18 protein-coding genes are annotated in these 22,265 nt (G+C 67.4%); 9 read left to right on the top strand and 9 right to left on the bottom strand.

The features are described from left to right. The first annotated feature begins 1 nt into the window (after window position 1). A complete protein-coding gene (locus NDI79_RS12825) occupies window positions 2–1,390 on the top strand; it encodes an NAD-dependent succinate-semialdehyde dehydrogenase (RefSeq protein WP_310928902.1) in 1,389 nt (462 codons plus the stop codon). A gap of 5 nt (window positions 1,391–1,395) precedes the next feature. On the opposite strand, the gene NDI79_RS12820 is transcribed toward NDI79_RS12825, so the two are convergent. Next, complete coding sequence (locus tag NDI79_RS12820; protein WP_310928900.1) at window positions 1,396–2,775, bottom strand: aspartate aminotransferase family protein; 1,380 nt, start codon at window positions 2,773–2,775, stop codon at window positions 1,396–1,398. A gap of 138 nt (window positions 2,776–2,913) precedes the next feature. Here NDI79_RS12820 and NDI79_RS12815 point away from each other — a divergent pair, with 138 nt between their 5' ends. Then, complete coding sequence (locus NDI79_RS12815; RefSeq protein WP_310928899.1) at window positions 2,914–4,092, top strand: M24 family metallopeptidase; 1,179 nt, start codon at window positions 2,914–2,916, stop codon at window positions 4,090–4,092. A 168-nt stretch (window positions 4,093–4,260) separates the two neighbouring features. After that, window positions 4,261–5,538, top strand: a complete 1,278-nt coding sequence (gdhB, locus tag NDI79_RS12810; RefSeq protein ID WP_310928898.1) for a glutamate dehydrogenase GdhB — start codon at window positions 4,261–4,263, stop codon at window positions 5,536–5,538. Between the two features lie 45 nt (window positions 5,539–5,583). On the opposite strand, the gene NDI79_RS12805 is transcribed toward gdhB, so the two are convergent. Beyond that, entirely contained in the window at window positions 5,584–6,555 is a 972-nt protein-coding gene (locus NDI79_RS12805; RefSeq protein ID WP_310928897.1) for a D-2-hydroxyacid dehydrogenase, read from the bottom strand. A 105-nt stretch (window positions 6,556–6,660) separates the two neighbouring features. Here NDI79_RS12805 and NDI79_RS12800 point away from each other — a divergent pair, with 105 nt between their 5' ends. The 3 genes from NDI79_RS12800 (at window position 6,661) to NDI79_RS12790 (ending at window position 11,346) form a co-directional block, all read left to right on the top strand. Continuing rightward, window positions 6,661–8,013 (top strand): amidohydrolase, encoded by a 1,353-nt coding sequence (locus NDI79_RS12800; RefSeq protein WP_310928895.1) that lies wholly within the window; start codon window positions 6,661–6,663, stop codon window positions 8,011–8,013. Continuing rightward, window positions 8,003–9,274, top strand: coding sequence for a threonine ammonia-lyase (ilvA, locus tag NDI79_RS12795; protein ID WP_310928893.1), 1,272 nt, complete (start codon window positions 8,003–8,005; stop codon window positions 9,272–9,274). Before NDI79_RS12800 ends, ilvA begins: the two co-directional genes overlap by 11 nt. Before the next feature lie 98 nt (window positions 9,275–9,372). Beyond that, window positions 9,373–11,346 carry a CocE/NonD family hydrolase gene (locus NDI79_RS12790; protein WP_310928890.1) on the top strand — a complete coding sequence of 658 codons (1,974 nt, stop codon included), beginning with the start codon at window positions 9,373–9,375 and terminating at the stop codon, window positions 11,344–11,346. Between the two features lie 56 nt (window positions 11,347–11,402). On the opposite strand, the gene NDI79_RS12785 is transcribed toward NDI79_RS12790, so the two are convergent. Continuing rightward, the gene (locus tag NDI79_RS12785; RefSeq protein WP_310928889.1) at window positions 11,403–12,773 is read right to left on the bottom strand and encodes an aminotransferase class III-fold pyridoxal phosphate-dependent enzyme; all 1,371 of its coding nucleotides are present in this window, start codon (window positions 12,771–12,773) and stop codon (window positions 11,403–11,405) included. 491 nt (window positions 12,774–13,264) lie between these two features. Here NDI79_RS12785 and NDI79_RS12780 point away from each other — a divergent pair, with 491 nt between their 5' ends. The 3 genes from NDI79_RS12780 (at window position 13,265) to NDI79_RS12770 (ending at window position 15,827) form a co-directional block, all read left to right on the top strand. Beyond that, window positions 13,265–14,068, top strand: a complete 804-nt coding sequence (locus tag NDI79_RS12780; protein WP_310928888.1) for an N-acyl homoserine lactonase family protein — start codon at window positions 13,265–13,267, stop codon at window positions 14,066–14,068. Beyond that, window positions 14,068–15,387 carry a hydroxyacid-oxoacid transhydrogenase gene (locus NDI79_RS12775; RefSeq protein ID WP_310928887.1) on the top strand — a complete coding sequence of 440 codons (1,320 nt, stop codon included), beginning with the start codon at window positions 14,068–14,070 and terminating at the stop codon, window positions 15,385–15,387. The genes NDI79_RS12780 and NDI79_RS12775 overlap by 1 nt, the downstream gene beginning before the upstream one ends. 98 nt (window positions 15,388–15,485) lie before the next feature. Further along, window positions 15,486–15,827: a DUF8113 family protein gene (locus NDI79_RS12770; protein ID WP_310928886.1), complete on the top strand. Its 342-nt coding sequence runs from the start codon at window positions 15,486–15,488 to the stop codon at window positions 15,825–15,827. 6 nt (window positions 15,828–15,833) lie between these two features. Here NDI79_RS12770 and NDI79_RS12765 read toward each other — a convergent pair whose 3' ends face one another. The 6 genes from NDI79_RS12765 to NDI79_RS12740 all read right to left on the bottom strand — a co-directional run bounded on the left by NDI79_RS12765 (window position 15,834) and on the right by NDI79_RS12740 (window position 22,244). After that, complete coding sequence (locus NDI79_RS12765; protein ID WP_310928885.1) at window positions 15,834–16,733, bottom strand: universal stress protein; 900 nt, start codon at window positions 16,731–16,733, stop codon at window positions 15,834–15,836. Window positions 16,734–16,837: 104 nt separating this feature from the next. After that, window positions 16,838–17,722: an aldo/keto reductase gene (locus NDI79_RS12760; protein ID WP_310928884.1), complete on the bottom strand. Its 885-nt coding sequence runs from the start codon at window positions 17,720–17,722 to the stop codon at window positions 16,838–16,840. Window positions 17,723–18,169: 447 nt separating this feature from the next. Further along, window positions 18,170–18,940 (bottom strand): IclR family transcriptional regulator, encoded by a 771-nt coding sequence (locus NDI79_RS12755; protein ID WP_310928883.1) that lies wholly within the window; start codon window positions 18,938–18,940, stop codon window positions 18,170–18,172. Window positions 18,941–19,777: 837 nt separating this feature from the next. Continuing rightward, window positions 19,778–20,215: a polyprenyl synthetase family protein gene (locus NDI79_RS12750; protein WP_310928882.1), complete on the bottom strand. Its 438-nt coding sequence runs from the start codon at window positions 20,213–20,215 to the stop codon at window positions 19,778–19,780. 2 nt (window positions 20,216–20,217) lie between these two features. Continuing rightward, complete coding sequence (locus NDI79_RS12745) at window positions 20,218–21,654, bottom strand: MATE family efflux transporter (RefSeq protein WP_310928880.1); 1,437 nt, start codon at window positions 21,652–21,654, stop codon at window positions 20,218–20,220. Further along, window positions 21,654–22,244: a TetR/AcrR family transcriptional regulator gene (locus NDI79_RS12740; protein ID WP_310928879.1), complete on the bottom strand. Its 591-nt coding sequence runs from the start codon at window positions 22,242–22,244 to the stop codon at window positions 21,654–21,656. Before NDI79_RS12740 ends, NDI79_RS12745 begins: the two co-directional genes overlap by 1 nt. Window positions 22,245–22,265: the final 21 nt, after the last annotated feature.

The raw sequence follows: 22,265 nt of genomic DNA, 5'->3' as shown, positions 1-22,265 counted from the left end.
GATGCAACTCACGACCACCGACCCGACGACGGAGGACGATATCGAGACGTACGAATACCACGACGACGCCGACCTCGACCGCATGCTCGACGCGTCGGCCGACCGCTTCGCGTCGTGGCGCGACCGGCTCATCACCGAGCGACAGGCGCTCGTCGGGTCGATAGCCGACGTCCTCCGCGAGAACGAGGACGAGTACGCCGAACTGATGACCGAGGAGATGGGCAAGCCCGTCTCGCAGGCCCGCGGGGAGATTCAAAAGTGCGCGTGGGTCTGCGAGTTCTACGCCGAACGCGCCGCGGAGTTCCTGCAGGACGAACGCGTCGGCGTCCACCCCGAGGCGCGGACGAAGGTGTCCTACGAACCCCTCGGCCCCCTCGTCGCCGTGATGCCGTGGAACTACCCGTTCTGGCAGGTGCTGCGGGTCGCGGCGCCGACGCTGGCGGCCGGTAACACCATGCTTCTCAGCCACGCGCCCAACGTCACCGGCTGTGCGACGGCCGTCGAGCGGATTCTCGCCGACGCCGGCTTCCCCGAGGGCGTCTTCCAGACGCTCGTCGTCGACACCGACGCGATACACGACGCCGTGGCCGACGACCGGGTCGCCGCGGCGACGCTGACCGGCAGCGTCCGCGCGGGCCGCGCCGTCGCCGAGACGGCCGGGAACAACCTCAAACCCTCCGTGCTCGAACTCGGCGGGAGCGACCCGTTCGTCGTCCTCGACGACGCGCACCTCGACCGGGCGTGCGAGGTGGCCGCGCAGGCCCGCGTGAACAACAACGGGCAGGCCTGCATCGCCGCCAAGCGGTTCATCGTCCACGAGGACGTCTACGAGGAGTTCCGCGACGGACTCGTCCGCGAGATGGAGTCGCTGACGGTGGGCGACCCCCGCGAGGAGAACACCGACGTGGGACCCATCGCCCGCGCGGACCTCCTCGACACCCTGGAGACGCAAGTCAAAGAGACGGTGGACGCCGGCGCGACGGTGCTCACCGGCGGAGAGGCGCTGGACCGCGAGGGCTACTTCTTCGAGCCGACGGTATTGGAGGAGATTCCGGAGGAGAGCCCCGCCGCCTGCGACGAACTGTTCGGTCCCGTCGCCTCCCTGTTCCGCGTCGGGAGCGAGGAGGAGGCGATGGAACTGGCGAACGACACCGACTACGGACTCGGGGCGAGCGTCTGGACCGGAGACTTAGAACGGGGCGAGCGACTCGCCGGCGAGTTCGAGGCGGGCGCGGCGTTCGTCAACGAACTCGTGCAGTCGCACCCGAAACTCCCGTTCGGCGGCGTGAAGAACTCCGGCTACGGCCGCGAACTCGCCGCCGACGGCATCCGGGAGTTCACGAACAAGAAGACGGTGTGGGTGTCGCCGGCCGACGGCCTCGACGACTAACTCCCCTACCGCGTCGCCGTCGCCGTCGTCGCGTGTTCGACGGCGTCGACGATGACGTCCATCGCGGTTTCGGCGAGGTCCCGCGTCAGCACGAGGGGCGGGAGCAGTCTGAGGACGTTGCCGTGGCGGCCGGCCTTCCAGACGAGGACGCCGTGCTCGAAGCAGTAATCCTGAATCTCGTCGGCGATGTCGCCCTCGGGGTTCCCGTCGGCGTCGACGAACTCCGCGCCGACGAACAGGCCCCGTCCGCGCACCTCGGCCAGTTGCGGGTTCGACTCGCCGGCCTCCTCGAGTCGCGTCCGGAGGTACTCGCCGAGTTCACGCGCGTGCGCGAGTAGGTCGTGCTCTTGAATGTACTCGATGGCCCGCGTGCCGGCGCGCATGCCGACGACGTGGCCGCGGTAGGTGCCGGCGTGGTCGCCCGACCCCCACGTGTCGAGGTCCTCGTGGTACATCGTCGCCGAGAGGGGGAAGCCGACGCCGCCGAGGGCCTTCGCCGTGGTCATGATGTCCGGCGTGACGCCGTCCCACTCGTTGGCCCACCACTGCCCCGTCCGGCCGAGGCCGCACTGTATCTCGTCGAACACGAGGGGAACGTCGTTGTCGGTGGCGATGTCGCGCAGGCCCTGCAGGAAGCCCTCCGGCGGGGTGACGACGCCGCCCTCGCCCTGAATCGGTTCGACGATGATGCCCGCGGGGTTCGCGAGGCCGCCGTAGGGGTCTTCGAGTATCTCTTGGACCTCTTCGAGGGCGTGCTCGACGGACGCCTGCGGCGACTTGTCGTCCCGGAACGGGTTCGGATACGGGGCGTGAACCACGTCGGGGAGGAGCGGCGTGTACGCCTCCTTGAACTTCTTGTTCGAGGTGACGCTCATCGCGCCGCTGGTCGCGCCGTGGTAGGCGCCGCGGAAGGCGACGAGGCCGGTGCCGTCGGTGTTGTACTTCGAGAGTTTGATGGCCGCCTCGACGGCGTCGCTCCCCGTCGGGCCGCCGAAGACGGTGCGCATGTTCCCGCGCAGACCCTCCGGCGCTATCTCGTCGAGTTTCTCGATGAGTTCGAGGCGCGCCTCGGTGGGGAAGTCGACGGTGTGGACGAACTTGTCGGTCTGTTCGTGGACGGCCTCCAAGACGTAGGGGTTCGAGTGGCCGACGTTGAGGACGCCGATGCCGGCGAACATGTCGATGAAGGTGTTGCCGTCGACGTCGCGGACGGTGGCCCCCTTCCCGGAGTCGAACGCGATGGGGATGTCCTCGGGGTAGGCGACGGCGCTGCTGTCGATTTCCTCCTGTCGTCGGATGAGTTCTCGGGACTTCGGTCCGGGAACCGAGTCGACCGACGGTGCCTCGTCGTAGTGGAGTTCCGTTATCGGTGGTCCGCGTGCCATACGCGTGTTGAGGTGTAACTGTCGTAAATAAGTTGTCCACAATTTCCATAGGGACTGTACACAGAAACTGACCACCGACCTGTCGCACGAAAACAGTTATATCGGCGTTGGGCGAACTACCCGTAGAGTCTCGCTAGCATGCGACAGTCAATCTTCGACCCCGACGAGTACGAGCGACGTATCGAGGAGACGAAAGCGCGGATGCGCGAGGAGGAACTGGACGCCCTCCTGGTCACCGACCCGGCGAACATGAACTACCTCACGGGGTACGACGGCTGGTCGTTCTACGTGAATCAGGCCGTCGTCGTGACCCCGAACCGCGAGGAACCCGTCTGGGTGGGCCGCGGGATGGACGCCAACGGCGCGCGCGCGACGACGTGGCTCTCCGAGGAGAGCATCGACTCCTACAGCGACGACCACGTCCACTCGCCGCACGACCTGCACCCGATGGACTACATCGCGGACGTCCTCGAGGCCCTCGGCGTCTCTGACGGAAAAATCGGACTGGAGATGGACGCCTACTACTTCACCGCGAAGTCCTACACGCGCCTGCAGGAGAACCTCGGCGAGGCGTCGTTCTCGGACGCGACGCTCCTGGTCAACTGGGTTCGGATAAAGAAGTCCGAACGGGAACTCGACTACATGCGCGAGGCCGCTCGCATCTCCGAGAACGCGATGCGGGCGGGCATCGATACCGTCGCCGAGGGCGTCCCCGAGTCGGAGGCGGCCCGGGCCATCTACGACGCCCTCATCCGCGGCACCGACGACTACGGCGGCGACTACCCCTCCATCGTTCCGCTGATGCCCTCCGGCGACCACACGGGAACGCCGCACCTGACGTGGACCGACCGGGAGTTCGAGGCGGGCGACCCGGTCATCATCGAACTGTCGGGCTGTCGGCACCGCTATCACTCGCCGCTCGCGCGCACCGCCTACGTCGGCGACCCGCCCGAGGAGATGACCGAACGGATGGAGATAGTCGTCGAGGGTGTCGAAGCCGCCCTCGACGTCGCCGAACCCGGCGTCACCTGCGAACGCGTCGAGAAGGCGTGGCGCGACACCATCGCGAAGTACGACATCGAGAAGGAGGAGCGAATCGGCTACTCGATGGGCCTCGGCTATCCGCCGGACTGGGGGGAACACACCGCCAGCCTCCGCCCCGGCGACGAGACGGTGTTAGAGGAGGACATGACGTTCCACATGATTCCGGGGCTGTGGTTCGACGACTTCGGCGCCGAACTCTCCGAGACGTTCCGCGTCACCTCGAACGGCGCGGAGACGCTCGCGGAGTTCCCGCGAAAACTGTTCTCGGCGTGAGGGCGGCGGTCTGACGGGAGCCGACCCGCCGCGTCGCTTTTGGTTGACGCAATACTTTTTCGGACTCGAATTGTATCTCATCGAAGCTCGAAGAAGACGAATCCAGTTCGAGCAGCCGGGGGTACGTCACCGATTAATTTAACACGATGGTTCGTCACGTCCACCTATATGGCACCAGACGAAGACGACGCGGACGGATCGGACGCGGACTCGGCGCTCGTGACCGCCCGGCGACAGCTCGAACGAGCGGCGGCGCACGTCGACGTGGACGCGAACGTCGTCGAACGGCTCCGACACCCGACGCGGGTCGAACGCGTCTCGGTGCCCCTCAAGCGCGACGACGGGTCGCTCGACGTGTACACGGGGTACCGCGCGCAACACGACGACGTCCGCGGGCCGTACAAGGGCGGCCTCCGGTATCACCCTGAGGTGAGCGCAGAGGAGTGCATGGGGCTCTCGATGTGGATGACGTGGAAGTGCGCCGTGATGGACCTCCCGTTCGGCGGGGGGAAGGGCGGCGTCGCAGTCAATCCGAAGGAGCTCTCGGACGAGGAAACAGAGCGGCTGACGCGGCGGTTCGCGGAGGAACTCCGCGACGTCGTCGGGCCGAAGCAGGACGTCCCCGCGCCGGACATGGGGACGGACGCGCAGACGATGGCGTGGTTCATGGACGCCTACTCGATGCAGCAGGGCGAGACGACGCCGGGCGTCGTCACCGGGAAGCCGCCGGTCATCGGCGGCAGCTACGGGCGCGAGGAGGCGCCGGGTCGCTCCGTCGCCATCGTCACCCGAGAGGTCGTCGACTACTACGACTGGGACCTCTCGGAGACGACCGTCGCCGTCCAGGGATTCGGGAGCGTCGGCGCCAACGCCGCCCGGGCCCTCGACGAGTGGGGCGCGAACGTCGTCGCCGTCTCCGACGTCAACGGCGCCATCTACGACCCCGACGGCCTCGACACCGAAGCGGTCGCCACCCACGAGGAGGAACCCGGCGCGGTGATGGGCTACGACGCCTCGGAGACGCTCTCGAACGAGGAGATACTCGAACTCGACGTGGACGTGCTGATTCCGGCCGCCATCGGCAACGTCGTCACCGCCGAGAACGCCCACGACATCGAGGCCGACCTGATCGTCGAGGGGGCGAACGGGCCGACGACGTTCGCCGGCGACGAGATTCTCGCCGACCGCGAGGTGCCCGTCGTTCCGGACATCCTCGCGAACGCCGGCGGCGTCACCGTCTCCTACTTCGAGTGGTTGCAGGACATCAACCGCCGGCAGTGGACGCTCGACCGCGTCCACGAGGAACTGGAGTCGCAGATGCTCTCGGCGTGGGACGACGTGCGGACCCAGTACGAGCAGAAGGACGTGACGTGGCGCAACGCCGCCTACGTCGTGGCGCTCGAACGGGTCGCCGAGGCGAAGTCGACGCGGGGCCTGTGGCCCTGAACTGAGTCGCTCGTTTCTCTCCGCTCTCCACTCGTCCTCCCTCGATTACTCCCCGCCCGGCGCGAGCACCTCGTTCACCAGTTCCTCCCCCGACTCGAGGCGGTCGAGGTTCTCCGCGACGATGTCGGCCAGGCGGTCCCAGTGTTTCGGCGTGTGGCCGCCGGTGTGCGGCGTGAGCAGGCAGTTCTCCAGGTCCCAGAGTTCGTGGTCGTTCGGCAGCGGTTCGGGTTCGGTCACGTCGAGGGCCGCGCCGCGTATCTTGTTCGATTGGAGCGCCGAGACGAGGGCGTCGGTGTCGACGATGCCGCCGCGCGCCGTGTTGACGAGGACGGCCTCCGGCGGCATCGTGGCGAACTCGGCCTCGCCGACGAGGCCCCGCGTGAGGTCGTTCAGCGGGCAGGCGACGATGACGTACTCCGACCGCGAGAGGGCGTCGTGGACCGCGTCCTCGTCGAAGCCCACCACCTCGTCGGTCGGGCCGCCCTTCTCGGGGGTGTACCGCACGCCTATCGTCTCCACCTCGAACCCCTGCAACCGCTGGACGACGGCCTGGCCGATGGAGCCGAGACCGACGACGGTGACGGTGCTGTCGGTGAACTCGCCCGACTGGAAGTGCCGCCACTCGTTGTTCCGCTTCCGCCGCCACCCCTCGTGCAGGCGGCGGGCGAACGTCAGCATGTTCCCGATGGCCTGTTCGGCGATGCCCGGCGCGTGGATGCCGCCGGCGTTCGTCACGCCGACGCCGCGGGCGGCGAGTTCGTCCGTCGGCACGTGGTCCGTTCCGGCGAACGTACAGGCGAACAGTTCGAGGTTCTCGGCCGACTCGACCAGTTCGGGGTCGAGGTCGATGCCGGTGGCCACGCGCGCCCCGGCGACGAGTTCGCGTTCCTGTTTCGGCGTGCGCGCCAGCGCGACGGTTCGTTCGGGCAGACGCTCGCGGAGCGTCTCGGCGTACGACTCCATCGACAGTCCCTCGGTCCCCTCGCGGAGGACGACGACGTCCGGTGTCTCCGTCATGGTGAGTGGTCTTCGCGTCGTCGCTGCCGAACTTAGTCCTTTTGTGTATTCGGTGTCCACGGAATCCGTTCACAGTTAAGTGCGTGGCGCGTGTCATGACGTGGTATGGTAGCGACGACCGAGCTAGACCTCCGCCGGTTGCGTCGAGCGTTCCACCGCCACCCGGAACCCGCTTGGCGGGAGTTTCACACCACGGCGCGTCTCGTCGAGGAAGTCGAGGCCATCGGCGTCGACGAACTCGCGGTCGGTACCGAGGCGTACGACCCCGACGACAGGATGGCCGCCCCCGACGCCGACTCCGAGGAGGTGCGGCGGTGGATGGACCGCGCAATCGAGCAGGGGGCCGACGAGGAGTTGGTCGAGCAGATGGCGGGCGGCAACACCGGCCTCGTCGCCGTCCTCGACCGTCGGAGCAGAGAATCCGGCGCCGACGCCGCCGAGGCCGACGAACCCCACGTCGGCCTCCGCGTCGACATCGACGGCCTGTTCATCGAGGAGTCGGACGACGAGGACCACGCCCCGGTTCGCGAGGGGTTCCGCTCGGAGACGGGCGAGACGATGCACGCTTGCGGGCACGACGCGCACATGACGTGGGGGTTGGCCGTCCTCGACGCCGTGAAGCGCAGCGACTTCGCGGGACGCTTCACCGTCTTCTTCCAACCCGCCGAGGAGGTGTCCGGCGGCGGCCGCCCGATGGCCGAGAGCGAGTACGCCGCCGGTCTGGACGACCTCTTCGCGGTCCACGTCGGCCTCGACCACCCGACGGGCGAAGTCGTCGCGGGCGTCGAGGAGATTCTGGCGATGTGCCACGTCGACGCGACGTTTCACGGCACCTCCGCGCACGCGGGTAAGGCCCCGAACGAGGGCGACAACGCGATGCAGGCGCTCGGGACGGCCATCCAGAACGCCTACGGCATCCCGCGGCACGCCGACGGGATGACCCGCGTCAACGTCGGCGTCGCGGAGGCGGGCACCGCGAGCAACGTCATCGCCGAGGAGGCGACCATCCACGGCGAGGCGCGCGGGGAGACGACCGAACTGATGGAGTACATGAAGGAGAAGCTCTCGCGGACGCTCGAATCCGCGGCCGAGATGCACGGCTGTACGGCCGACGTGGAAGTCGTCAGCGAGTCCCCGCGCGTCGACAGCGACCCCGAACTGGCGGAACTCGTCGCCGACGTCGCCGCGGGCGTCGAGGGCGTCGAGACGGTGACCGAACGGGCCGCGTTCGGCGCCAGCGAGGACGCGACGTTCCTCATGGACCGCGCCCACCGGGAGGGCGGGCGCGCGACGTTCCTCATCGTCGGAACGGACCACCCGACGAGCCACCACACCACCACGTTCGACGTGGACGAGCGCAGTCTCCCGATGGGCGTCGAGGTGCTGACGAAGGCGGTGCTCTCGGCGGGCGAGGAGGGGAGCGAAGACGAGAGCGCGGGTGAGTCCGGTGCCCGGTAACGAGGAGAGCGACGGCTCGGTTCCGGAGAGCGCCGACGCCGTCGTCACCGCCGCGGACGTGGCGGCGGCCCGCGAACGCATCGACGGCGTGGCCCACGAGACGCCGCTGGACGTCTCGACGACGTTCGCCGAGATGTCGGGCGCGGCGTCCGTCGGCCTCAAACTGGAGAACGCGCAGCGGACGGGGTCGTTCAAGATTCGCGGCGCGTACAACACGATGGCGACGCTCCCCGAGGAGGCGAAAGCCCGCGGCGTCGTCGCCGCCAGCGCGGGCAACCACGCGCAGGGCGTCGCCCTCGCGGGACGTCTCCTCGATATCGACACCACCGTCGTCGTCCCCGAGGTGACGCCCGCGGCGAAGATAACGGCCACCCGCGGCTACGGCGCGGAGGTGCTCGTCGAGGGGGACATCTACGAGCGCTCCTACGAACGCGCCCTCGAACTCGCCGACGAGGAGGGGTACGAGTTCGTCCACCCGTTCGACGACGCGGGCGTCATCGCCGGGCAGGGCACCGTCGGCGCGGAGATACGCGACCAGTACCCCGAGGTGGACACCGTCCTCGTCTCCATTGGCGGCGGCGGTCTCATCTCGGGCGTCGCCACGACGCTGAAGGCGCACGACACGGATATCCGCGTCGTCGGCGTCCAACCCGAAGGGGCGGCACACGCCAAGCCGTCCTTGGAGCGCGACGAGATACACCGGCTCTCCGATATCGACACCGCCGCCGAGGGAATCGCCGACGCGCGTCTGCTCGGGAAGACGTTCGCGGTCATCCGCGAACGCGTCGACGACGTGGTGTCGGTCTCCGACCGCGAGATGGCCGTCGCCGTCACTCTGCTGGCCGAACGGGCGAAGACCGTCGCCGAGGCGGCGGGCGCGGCGCCCGTCGCCGCTCTCCTCTCGGGGAAAGTCGACGCGACGGACGAACACGTCGCCTGCATCGTCTCCGGCGGGAACGTCGACCTGACCGAGCACGCCGAACTGACGCGAACAGGCCTGTTCGAACTCGACCGCTACGCCGAGGCGCGACTGCACGTCAGGGAGTGGCCGGCGGCCCTCGGCCGGGTCGGCGATATCGTCTCCGACCGAGGGGCCGGACTCGACGCCGTCCAACGCGCCGACCGGACGGCGGACGACCCGCCGAACCGGACGCCCGTCACCGTCGGCGTCGAAGGCACCGGCCGGGAGCATCTCCGCGAGGTGTTCGCGTCGCTGGACGACGCCGACGGCGTCGCCGTCGCGTCGCACACGCTCGGGTGAGCGCCTGCCGTCGGTCGACACTGCACCTTTATCCCGCGGCGGTCTCTTTTCACGACATATGATAGCAGCACGCACGATTCGCGGCGGTGGACTCGGCGATGTCTGAGGACGAACTGAGCGGGGTCCGACGGCACGAGAACGTGCGCATTCCTCTGGAAGAGGACACCGTCGCCGCGACGCGGTACGAACCGGAGACGGATGGACCGTCGCCGGCGCTCCTGACGTACGTGCCCTACCCGCAGCAGGACAGCGTCACGTACGGGGCCTACGACCCGTTGAACCGGTATCTCGCCGCGAGCGGGTACGAAGTCGTCGTCGCCGACATGGTCGGGTCGGGGGCGTCGACCGGGTTCGTCGACGAACCGTTCACGCGCCGCGAGGGCGCCGAACCCGCCGAGATAGTCGAGTGGCTGGCCGACCGACCGTGGACCACCGGGAAGGTGGGGATGTTCGGGAAGTCCTACGGCGGCATCACGGCGCTCGACGCCGCCGCGCAGCGACCCGACGGACTGGAGGCCATCGTTCCCATCCACACCCCGTTCGAGGGGGTGCGCAACGCCTACACCTACGGCGGCCTGTTCGAGTTCCTGACCATCGGGATGGACTGGCTCACGCTGATGCAGGCGCTGGACGCCAAGCCGCCGTCGAACCCGAACCCGGCGGCGATGGCGGCGTGGCGCGACCGCCTCGACCGACTGCCCGACCGCGACCCGTGGCTGTTCCAGTTCCTCGACAACGGCCCGCACGAGGCGTACTGGGACGACAAGGTCATCCCGGTCGAGCGAATCGACGTCCCCGTCCTCGCCGTCGACGGCTGGCGCGACCCGTACATCGAGGACACGGTGCGGTACGTCGACCGCATCGACGCTCCCACGCGGGTGTTGTTCGGCCCGTGGCGCCACCGGATGCCCCACCGCGGGCGCGAGTCGGCGGTCGACTTCCGCCGGCAGGTGCGCGCGTGGTTCGACCGCTTCCTGGAGAAGGGAGAGACGGGGGCGCCGGACCTCCCCAAATTCCGCGTCTGGACGGAACGCGACGGCGGCGGAACGACGGCGGGTGAGTGGCGCGGCCTCGACCGTTGGCCGACGCTCGCGACGGCCGAAGACGACGCGCTCGCGTTCGCCCTCGCGCCGGAGGGACTCGTTCCACCCGTCGAGTACGATGCGGACCCGGGTGCGGGCGCGGTCGAGGAGACGTACGAGTTCGACCCGACGGTCGGCCCCGCGTCCGTCGACCCCTACGGCGCGACGGTCGCCCCGCCGGTCACGAACGACGACGATGCGCGCAGTCTCACGTTCGACACGCCCACACTGGAGACGGCGGTCGAACTCACCGGGACGGGCGCTGTCTCGCTCTCGCTCGAATCGACCGTCGCCGACCCGACGGTGGCAGTCCGCGTCGTCGACGTGGCACCCGACGGTCAGGGAAGACTCGTCACCTACGGCGTCCTCAGCGGGGCGTACCGCGACGGCATCGACGAGCGAACGCCGATGACGCCCGGCGAACCGACCGAGCTCTCGGTCCCCCTCGCGCCGAAGTCGCACGTCTTCGAGGCGGGCCATCGCATCCGGGTCGCCGTCGGGTCGTCGCTGTTCCCGGCGGTGCTGCCGACGCCCGAGCGGGGGTCGTTCACACTCCGGTCCTCGCCCGACGACCCGGCCCTGCTCCGGTTTCCGGGGCGGCGGCTGGACCGCGTCGCGTTCGACGACGCCGTGCCGATGGCGCCTCCAGACGACCGCCTGCCGACGACCCCCGAGCGCGCCTCGGGGTCGTCATCGTGGGTGACCGCTCGGGAACACGCCGCCGGGGAAGCCCGCGTCGAGAAGACGGACGAACTGCGCGTCGACCTCCCGCACGGGACGCTGACGCGCGAGGGGGCGTTCGAGGCGTCCGTGCGGCGGGACGACCCCGGGTCGGCGTCCGCGCGTAACGAACTGACGCTGACCGTCGAGAACGCGCTCGGAACCTTCGAGGTGTGCGCGACCAGTCGCATCGCCCGGTCGCTCTGCCGGGTGCGGACCGAGGTGACGCACGACGGCGAACCGGTCTTCGAGCAGACGTGGACGCGGTAGCCGTCGCTCGGGGCCGATGCGGGCGGCCGAGAGAAGAAAAGAAAACAGAGAGTTCGTTACGACGACGGGGCGGAGGCGACTTCGTTGCCCGCGGCGTCGACGGCGTCGGTGAAGATACCGATTCCCAGTTCGATTTCGCGCTCGGTCGAATCCAGCGGCGGGAGGAGCCGAATCGTCTTCTTTCCGCACCCGAGCGTGAGGAGGCCGCGCTTCAGCGACTCCTCGACGACCGCACTGCGGCGCTCGGCGGTGTCGAACTCGACGGCGAGCATGAGTCCCTTCCCGCGCACGTCCTCGACGTACTCCGACGCGTCGTCGCGGAGCAGTTCCTTCGCCTGTCGGCCGCGTTCGGTGGCGTTGTCCAAGAGGTCGTGCTCCTCGATGGCTTCGAGCGTGAACACGCCCTGCATCGACGAGAGGATGTCGCCGCCGCCGAACGTCGACCCCAGGCGGTTCGACTCGCTCGGGAAGAGGTCGGAGTTCGAGATGGTCGCGCCGACCCGGAGACCCTTCGCGCTGGCGATGACGTCGGGTTCGATGGGGTAGTGGTCCGCCGCCCACATCTCGCCGGTCCGCCCGACGCCCGACTGTATCTCGTCGACGACCAGCGGGATGTCGTACTCGTCGGTGACGGCTCCGACCTCGCGCATGAACGCCTCGCTCGGGAAGCGGTAGCCGCCGACGCCCTGAATCGGTTCCATCACGACGAACGCCACCTCCTCGGGGTTGACGTGGCCGCCTTCCGGGGACAGCGCCCGCCGCAACTGCGACCCCTCGCGGGGCGAGAACCCGCAGTCGCACTCGCCTTCGGTGCAGCGCCGGTCGGTGCAGAACGGGACGGTCTTGACCCCCGAAATCTCGGGGTAGTGTCGGGTGTACACCTCGTTGGACCGCGTGACCGACAGCGTCGCCATCGTCCGGCCGTGGAAGCTTCCCTCGAAGGCGAAGCCGTACTTCGCCGCCGGCGCGTCGTCGTACGTTATCTTCAGCGCGTTCTCCACCGCTTCGGCGCCGGAGTTCGAGAGGAAGACGGTGTCCATCCCGTACTGGTCGGAGACTTCACAGAGCTTCTCCATCAGGTGACTTGCCCCCGGGAACGGCGACTCCTCGGGGTCCGGCCCGGCGCCGTAGTACATGTCCTGCCCCGCTATCTTCATCGGCTCTACGAGGTCGAACTCGCGGAGTTTCCCGAGCACCTTCTCGTTGTTGTATCCGAGGGGGGCCGCGCCGATGTGGCAGGTGAAATCGAGGAGGACGTTCCCGTCCACGTCGGTGACGAACGGCCCGTCCGCCTCCGCGGTCACGTCCCAGACGAATTCGTGGGAGTACTCGCTCGGCGCGGCGTGTTCCGAGTGAAACTCGATCCACTCCGCGGCGTTCGGACCCGGTAGACCCTCGGCTGTCGGTTCCGCGGTGTGCCTGTCCATACACGGAGAGTGTGTATGCCGTCCATTAAAACTAATTATTTTCGGGTATATTTTATTGAAATCAGACGGTTCGAGCGGTCCGAGCGGCCGTTTCCGTCGCCGTCGGTCGTTCGAGCCGCCCGAATCGCCCGCGCACGGGCGTTCGTCGACGCGCCGGCTCCGACGCTGGCTGCGGTCTGTGCGGAACCGGAAGCTCACACCTCGATGTCAAAATCCGAATACACAATCGCGTAGTCAGACGTTCACATTTCAGATTTCGCAATTAGACGCGCGGTAATGCATCTGAATTCTCTAACGAAGGTTTTCTCGCCGAAATACGAATTCATATCGTGCCATTTGATTACATATGTATCTATACCGGCCGCAATCGTCCGCGGCACGAGGCGCCGACTCGGACCCTCCTTACCGTCTTCCGAACTATCGGTGCTGAGGGAACGAGCGTTGCCCGTTCCCCCGCCAGTCTTTTGACATTGTTAATCGCATTAGTTCGTATGGTAGACGCGACGATAGACGTCATCGACCGCGGGGGACTCGAGTGCGACCTCAACTACCTCGTGGAGGGTAACACGCTCGGGAGCCACGACGAACCGAACCCGCCGACGGACTACGTCGAGATTCCGGTGTGGAACCTCGTCATCGACCACCCCGAGGCGACCATCCTCTGGGACACCGGCAACCACGAGGACGCCCTCGACGGCCACTGGCCGGAGGGCTTGAAGCAGGCGTTCTACCCGCACGACGTGGGCGAGCACACTCTGGAGGGCGACCTCGACGACGCGGGCTACTCGCTGGACGACATCGACGCCGTGTTCCAGACCCATCTCCACCTCGACCACGCGGGCGGCCTCCACCACTTCGACGGCACGGACGTGCCCGTCTACGTCCACGAGGAGGAGTTGAAGTTCGCCTACTACTCCGCGAAGACGACGGAGGGAAGCGGCGCGTACATCCTCGGGGACTTCGACCACGACCTGAACTGGCAGGTGCTTCATCAGGACCGCGAGACGCACTTCGAGGACACGGAGTTCGTCCGCCTCCCCGGACACACGCCCGGACTCACGGGGACGATGATCCACCTCGACGACCACGGTACCGTCGTGTTCGCGGGCGACGAGATATACCAGAGCGACAACTACGAGGAGGAGATTCCGCTGGGGGCGCAACTGCTCTGGAGCGGTCGCCACTGGTTCGACAGCCTCCAGGTCTTAAAGGACCTCGAACGGCGTCACGACGCCGAGGTCGTCTACGGCCACGACCCCGAGCAGTTCGCGGAAATCGAGTCGGGGTGGTCCTGATGAGCTACGAGCGCTCCGTCTCGGCGCCGAACCACAGCCTCGACCCGGAGACGGTGTGGCACATCGACATGCCGGAGATACGCTTCGGGCGCGATTCGACCGAGGAACTCGCGTTTCAACTCCGCGACTTGGGCGTCGACGAGGACGCCCGCGGACTCGTCGTCACCGACGAGAACCTCGTCGATATCGGTCACGCGGACCGCGTCGCCGGCGAAATCGAGGACGACGGTCTCTCCGTCGATGTCTACGACGGTTCCGAGCGCGAACCGTCCGTCGAGGCCGTCACGGACTGCATCGAGTTCGTCCGCGAGGAGGCCGGCGAGTCCGGATACGACTTCTACGTCGGTCTCGGCGGCGGCAGTTGCATGGACACCGCGAAGGTGACGCGAGCGGTCATCGCCAACGGCGGCGAACCGCTGGACTACGTCGCCGAACCGACCGGCGAGGGCGAACCGCTGACGGAGTCCGGGGCGCCGCTGATTCTGATGCCGACGACGGCCGGCACGGGCGCGGAGATTTCGCCCGTCGCCATCCTCTCGGTCCCCGAGAAGGAGATAAAGGAGGGTATCTCCTCGAACCACGTCCGCGCGGACGCCGCCGTCCTCGACCCGACGCTCACGACGACGCTCCCGCCGGACCTGACGGCGAAGACGGCGATGGACGCCCTCGGTCACGCCATCGAGGGCTACACGACCCACGAGTACGACTCGCTGCTGCGGCCGACCGACCCGGCCGACCGACCGGTGTACGCCGGGCGGACGCCGCTGACGGAGATGTTCTCGGAGAAGGCCATCGACCTGCTGTCGAGCAACGTCCGCACCGCCGTCCACAACGGCGACGACCTGGAGGCCCGCGAGAACATGCTGCAGGGGGCGCTGTTCGGCGCCATCGCGGGACTGACCGCGGGGGCAACTCTCTGCCACGCGATGGCGTACCCCGTCGGCAACAAGTACCACACGACGCACGGCGAGACCATCGCCGTTCTCACGCCCGCCAGCACCATCGACTACAACTCCGCGAGCGACCCTTCCCGGTTCGCGGACGTCGCGGAGATGTTCGGCGTCGACACCGACGGGATGACCGACCGGGAGGCGACGGACGCGCTGAAGGCGCAGTACATCCAACTCCAACGCGATCTGAACGTCCTCCCGAGCGGCCTCGAAGAACTCGCCGGCATCACCGAGGAGGACGTCGATTGGCTCGCCGAACAGACCGTCGAGACGCAGAAGCGACTCCTGCGGACGAACCCCCGGCCCGTCACCGAGGACGACGTGCGCGACGTCTTCTTGGACGCGCTCAACAACTGGGAGGAGACGTAGCGGCGTCGCCACCCTCGACGGTAATTTATTTTCGGAGAACAGTCTGTAAATAGAGATAGAGCTATATCGAAGTATGTACTGTGGAACGATACCGAAGTATGCAAGAGACTACCAGCCACTCCGCGAGCGGTCCGCGACCCGGCGCCTCGCCCGAGGCGTTCCGACAGTCGCTCCGCGACGCGGCCGCCCTCCTCGACGACGAGGAGCGACCGGAGTCGCTCTTCGTCGCGGTGCGGTACCGCAACGGTACCGACTACGTCCACGCCCACGCCGACGGCGCGGACGGCCACCTCGACCGGAAGATGTACGACCTGCTCTCGCCGTTGGCCGTCCACGCCCGACAGGTCGCGGCGGCGGCGAACGCCGACCCCGAGGCGGTGCTGGAGTGCGTCGCGGAAATCCTCGAGAACGTCGAGGACCCGGACAGAATCGGGGAGTAGCGGTTTCTATTCCGACCCCGACGTTCGGTTCCGCGCGTTGACCGCCAGCACGGGCGCGTCGGACCGCCGGACGACTCCCTCGGTCGTGCTCCCGAGCAGGTATCGGTCCAGTCCGGTCCGGCCGGCCGTCCCCATCACCACGAGGTCGATATCCTTTCGGTCGACGTAGTCCAACAGCGTCCGCGCGGCCGACCCGCGCCGGACGTCGGTGACGGCTTCGAGGCCCCGGTCCCGCGCCCGCGAGGCCACCTCCTCGGTCGCCGCCTCGCCGTCGGCCTCGATGCGCGCGACGACGTCCTCGGGGAGTCCGTAGGTGGCGCTCGCCGTCATCCCGCCGAGGTCGACGACGTTCACCGCGTGGACGCGCGCGCCGGCCGCCTCGGCGACGGCGAGTCCGTGGTCGACGGCCGCCTCGGCGTACTCGCTCCCGTCGGTCGGAACGAGCACCTCCTCGTAGCCGCTCGCCTCCCGCCCCTCAGCCGCTCGGACCGTTAGCACGGGGACCTCGGACAGTCTGAGCACTCGCTCCGTCACGCTCCCGGCGACGTAGCGCGTCAGTCCCGTCCGCCCGTGCGTCCCCATCACCACGAGGTCGACGTCGTTCTCGTCGGCGTAGTCGAGAATCACCTTGTCGGGCCGTCCGCGGACTACCGCGGTCCGGACCGCGTCGGCCCCCGTTATCTCTGCCTCCGCCGCCTCGACGGCGCGTTGGCCCTCGGCCTCCAATCGGTCGGTGAACGCCTTGTCTACGCCCCCAGCGTTGAACGCGCCGGCGGCTGCCTGAACGTCGACGACGCTGACGAGGTGCACCGTCGCGCCGAACAGTCCCGCCACGTAGCCGGCGTGCTGGGCGGCGCGACCCGCGTGTTCGCTTCCGTCGGTCGGAACGAGGATGTCGTCGTACATGGACTTTCGTTCGAACGTGGGGCCGCATCGGTCATAAACTGTCGCGGTGGTTTCCAGCGCGCGGTAGCTCTCGTCGCGCTAAAATTTAGAACATTGTAGAATTTTCAGTGGTGGAGCTGCTCGGGAACGGGGCTATCCTCGCCGCGGAGTTGCTCTATCAGCGACCGCTGGGCGGCCTCGTCCATCCCGTCGTAGCGGGCGGCGGCGTCCAGCACCATCGCGACGAGTTTCGGGTCGCCGGGCGAGACGACGCTCGTCAGACCCTGCGCGGCGGCGAAGTCGAACCGCTCGCGAATCTCGTCGGGCGTGCCGACCGGTTCGTACCAGTTCGCGTACGGCCGGTCTTCCTCGGGTAAATCGTCCGTCGACGGCCACGACCCCTTCGCGAACGCCTTGATTCCAAGGGTGCCGATTCCCTCCCGGTCGGCGCGTTCCAAGACGGCTTCGTAGTCGTGCTCGTCTCCGTCCTTCCCGGCGACGACCGGGTTGAGCGGGAACATCAGGGATTCGAGGTCGTCGATGCGGTCGACGGCGTCCAGAATCAGTCCCGGCGACCCGTGGCTCGTCAGTCCGATGTGGTCTATCAGTCCTTCGTCTCTCGCGTCGCGGAACGCGTCGAGCGCGCCCCCGTCGCTCGTTATCTCGTCCAGTTCCTCCTCGTACTCGAGCCCGTGGACCTGATAGAGGTCTATCTTCTCGACGCCGAGGCGGTCCAGCGAGCGTTCGAGCTTCCGCCGCGCACCGTCGTAGTCCCGTTCTTGGGTCTTGCAGCCGAGGAATATCTCCTCGCGGTGCTGTCGGAGCTTCGGCCCGAGTTTCAGTTCCGCGTCGCCGTACGTCGGCGCCACGTCGAAGTGGTTCACTCCGCTGTCGAGGACGAGTTCGACCATCTGGTCGGCCCCCTCCTGTTCGAGCCAGTTGAGCGCTATCGCGCCGAACGTCGCGACGGTGCTGTCGTGGCCCGTCCGCCCCAGTGTGCGTGTCTCCATGCTCACCGCTAGGGCACGGGGCGCATAAACTGTGGGCCCGATTCGTTCGAGGCGTTCTCCGCCTCACCCGACCGCTCGACGCTCGGACGAGCACAAAACGGTTCGAGAGCCTGTTGGATGTTCTTCTTCGTTATACGGAGGGGCGAGGAGACGCTCGAAGAACAGTTGCTCTCCGACCCCGCGACACGCCTCGGTCGAACTCGTGGCGGCGCTCGACATCTCCTCGAGGGCCGTCGGCGGCCGCATCCGCCGTGGAACGGTCGAACTGGTCCGCGCTACGCTCCTCAACGAGAAGTGGCCCTCCCGGTTCCCTCGTCCACCCCGCTTCTCGTAGCACACAGTCCAAGAATTGCACAATTCCTAAAATTTCTGAGTGCGGCTCGACCGTATCGGTCGGCGTCCTCTCCGTCGTTCGAACAGCGGACACGATGGTGTCCGAAGGGGGTCTCACTCTCCCTGTTCGGCGAGTCGTCGCTCGAAGACTGCGGCCTTCTCCTCCAGTGCGTCCACCACGGCGCGTTCCCTCGATTCGTCGTGGGCGTAGGTCGGCGCGCAGACGTTGATCGAACCGCACACGGCGCCGTCCGGTCCCGCGACGGGGATACCTATCGTCCACATCCCCTCGATGGCTTCGCCGAAACTGGTGGCGTACCCCCGTTCCCGGACGGCTTCGAGTTCCTCCAGCAGTTCGTCGATGTCGGTGATGGTGTGTTCGGTCTGCGCGGGGAGTCCCCACCGGTCGAGTATCTCCCGGACTCGCCCCTCGGAGTACTCCGAGAGGATGGACTTCCCCGAGGCGGTGCTGTGGACGTGGAACAGTCGGCTGTCGACGAGCGAGGAGGCGGTGTTCGAGAACGTCGACACGTCGTACAGCGAAACGATGCGGCCGTTCTCCTCGACGGTGAAGTCCGCCTCCAGTTGCGTCTCGTCGGCCAGTTCCGGCACGACGGCCCTCGCGACTTCGTACGCCTCGTGGCGCTTTCGCGCGTAGTTCCCGAGGTGGTAGAGTTTCACGCCCACGTGGTAGGTGTCGCCCTCGCGGTTCAGATAGCCGTACCGCGAGAGCGTCTTCAGGTGGTTGTGAACGGTGCTCTTCGCCAGCCCCGTCTCCGCGGTCAGTTCCGCGAGGGTAGCGCCGTCGAGTTCGGTGACGTGTTCGACGACTCGAAGCGAAATGTCGGTCGTCTGGAGCGTATCCCCGGTTCTGCGCGGCTTCATGTCGTAGCTCTCTCCGTGGGACTACTTATCAGTGTATCTCTCGCGGTGTGGACGCTCCGGAGAGCGGAACGAACCGAACGAGTCGCATCGGCCCTCCCAGTCCGAGAGATACGGTATCGAATCTCGTGTATCGATAACGTCGCCGATGAACGAACAGCCGATACTGCAACGACGAAGTGCCGTACATCGTGTTTGAGACGAGACAGCGACGTGCGTACCGTACTCTCGGTCGTCTCGCACGACTCGTTACGTTTGCAGTCCCGTGGCGAATCGCTCCGCGACCGTTCACGGATATGCGGTTCTCTGGACGGCCGTCGAGATGAGCGCCCTTCTGTTCGTCTCTCCGAAATACCGCACCCGAGCGGTGCCGGTTCGCATATCGGTTCCGAATCTCTCTATCGAGTTTCGACCCTTTGCTGCCGGCCAACCGCCCGAAACGGGCGGCGAGAGCCGTCCCGTGACGCACGTGGGAACTGGATGTTCGGCGGGGGCGAACGCCGTCCGCCGGGAACGCGCGACTCGACACGTTCGCTCGATACCGCGTACACGTTTTTGGCGAACAACGAAACGATCGAACAGCTATCTGGTGCGTAGATATAGTCCTATTTATCACCGTTTCGTGACTACCGGTTCTCATTTACGGTTTTACGGCTGTAACACCGCCGCATCCGTCGCGCACCGACCGGCAAAGGCCCGGGCGGCCGCCCGATACGACTCGATGCGCTTCGCCGCCGCTCGACCCCAGATTCCGGGACCGAGTCGCACTGACCGTCATACCGGACCTTGCACCTCGTACAGACGATTTCTCGATACACCTTAGCCGCGAATCTCTGATATTCACTGCTCGATACCACGTACGTACTCGAATCCCGGTTCGACGCACTCGTCCCGACGGTCGGTCTCGGCCGACAGGACCGTCGAGCACGCCGCCGTCTGCAGGAAGTCTCCCGAGAGGACGGCCGCCGCCGGGTCCCAGTTCAGCGAGTGGGCGACTTCGTCGGCGAGTTGGACGAACAGCCCGCTCCGGAGCCGACAGTATCCCCGCAGCAGTTCGACCGCCGTCGCCCCCCGAAGCACCGCGTCGGTGGCCGACGCCGGTTCGCCGCCCGCCGCCTCGCACGAACGCGCGACCAACCGCCCGTACCACCGGTCGTCGGACTCTCCGACGACCCCCGCGGCGAGTCGCAGGCGGTCCTCGTCGGCCGCCGCGAGGACCGACGCGAGGCGGTCGTCGAGTGCAGTGCGGTACTCGGTCGAGGAGTGATCGTCCGACATCGTCAGTCGTCCGTGGGAGCGTCTCCCCTCGGACGCTCCCCGCTATCGACGCTCGCTCCGGTGATATCGGCGCCGCGCCACGTGCCGCGCCGGAACCAGAGGTAGGCGACCGTCGCGCCGACCACGTTGGAGACGGCGAACGCGAGCCAGATTCCGGACGACCCGAGGCTCCGGGACGCGAACCACGCGATGGGGATGCGGACGACGCCCTGCGTGAGAATGGCTATCGTCGCCGCGATTATCGTCTTGCCCGCGCCGCGGAACCCGCCGGCGTACGCGCGCATGATGCCGATGAAGCCGAACGTCGGCGCGACGTAGCGGAGGAACGTCGCCCCCACGTCGACGACCGCGGGGTCGTTCGTGAACACGGCCGTGATCGGTTCGGCGGCGAGGAAGACGACGATGCCCGCGAGCGTTAGAAGTCCGAACAGCACCTTCGCCGCGAAGTCGTTCGTCCGCGCGGCGCGGTCCTCCTTGCCGGCGCCGATGTTCTGTCCGGTCATCGTCTCGACGCCGCGCGCGAACGCGATGGCGGGCAGGAAGACGACGGAGAACATCCGCGTCCCGATGCCGTAGCCGGCGACCACCGTCGAGGAGAAGGTCCCGACGATGACGAGGAGGAGGTTGATGGAGAGCGCCCGTCCCATCCCGCCGACGGAGGCCGGCGCGCCGATTTCGACCAGTCGGCGTGCGTAGGTGAAGTCCGGGACCATGTCTTCGAGGTGGACGGTGACGCCCCGGGAGCCCCGGAGCATGATGGCGATGCCGACGGCGGCCGCCAGTGCGCGGGAGAAGATGGTCGCGACGGCGGCCCCCTCGATACCCATCTCGGGGAACCGCCACCACCCGTTGATGAGGAAGGGGTCGATGACGATGTTCACGACGACGGAGCCGAACATGACGAGCATCGGCGTGATGGTGTCGCCGTACCCCCGCATCAGCGAGACGAAGACGAAGAAGCCGAACATGAAGGGGATGCCGAGCGAGACGACCTCCATGTACGCCGTCGCGCCCGGGAGTACGTCGGGCGACGCGCCGAGCAGTCCGAGCACCCGTTCGACGGAGAGATACCCGACTATTCCGAGGACGACCGAGGCGATGAACGCGAACGAGAGCGTCTGGGAAGCGGCGTACTCGGCCTTCTCCGTCTCGTCGGACCCCGTGTGCTGGGCGACGAGGACGCTGCCGGCGACTGACAGTCCCATCCCCATGGAGATGAGCAGGAACACCATCGGAAACGCGAAGCTGATGGCCGCCAGCGCGTCCGTGCTGTACTGACCGAGCCAGAAGGTGTCCGCGAGGTTGTACGCCGTCTGAAACAGGTTGGTGACGACGATGGGCAGAGAGAGGTAGAACAGCGGCCGGGCGATTCCGCCCTCCGTGAGGTCGAACTCCTCGCGTCCCTTGAACAGCGCGCCGATGCGGTCGAGGAGCCCCATCAGTGCGCCGCCTCCCGGCCTCCGTCGGCGACGAGGTAGGTATCGACGTACTCGGTGAGCGTCTCGTCGGCGTGGTATCGCCGCCGACCGAGTGCGGTCCGTTGCGTCCGCGCGCCGTGAACCGCCGCGGTCAGACACTCGGCGGTGCGCGAGGGGTCGACGGCCGCGTCGAACTCGCCGGACTCGACGCCCGCCGCGACGAGTTCCCGGAGTCGCTCGAAGAGGGCGGCGTCGAACTCGACGAGGTGCTCTCGAATCGACTCGTCGTACGGCGCCTGCGCTTTCACCTCCAACAGCGCCGTTCGGAGTCGCTCGGAGTCGTCGCCGTCGAGGAGGCGTTCGAGTAGCGACGTGAGGTTCTCCCGAGTCGTCTCCCCTCTCTCCTCGCCGATGTAGTCGGTGTAGCGGTCGTACAGGTACGTGAGAAACGCGTCTATCAACTCGCCTTTGCTCTCGAAGTAGTAGTGGACGAGCGACTTGCTCCGGTCCGTCTCCGCGGCGATGTCCTGTATCGTGAGGTCCGCGTACCCGTGCGCACACAGCGCCCGGTACGTTCCGTCCAGTATCTCTTCGCGTACTGCGTCGTCCATGCTGGTGATAACGCGACTTAC

Origin of the sequence: Halogeometricum sp. S3BR5-2, assembly GCF_031624635.1 — an archaeon.
GTDB classification, from domain to species: Archaea; Halobacteriota; Halobacteria; order Halobacteriales; family Haloferacaceae; genus Halogeometricum; species Halogeometricum luteum.
Note: the sequence above shows the minus strand (reverse complement) of the source record. Positions and strands in the feature narration are given on the sequence as shown.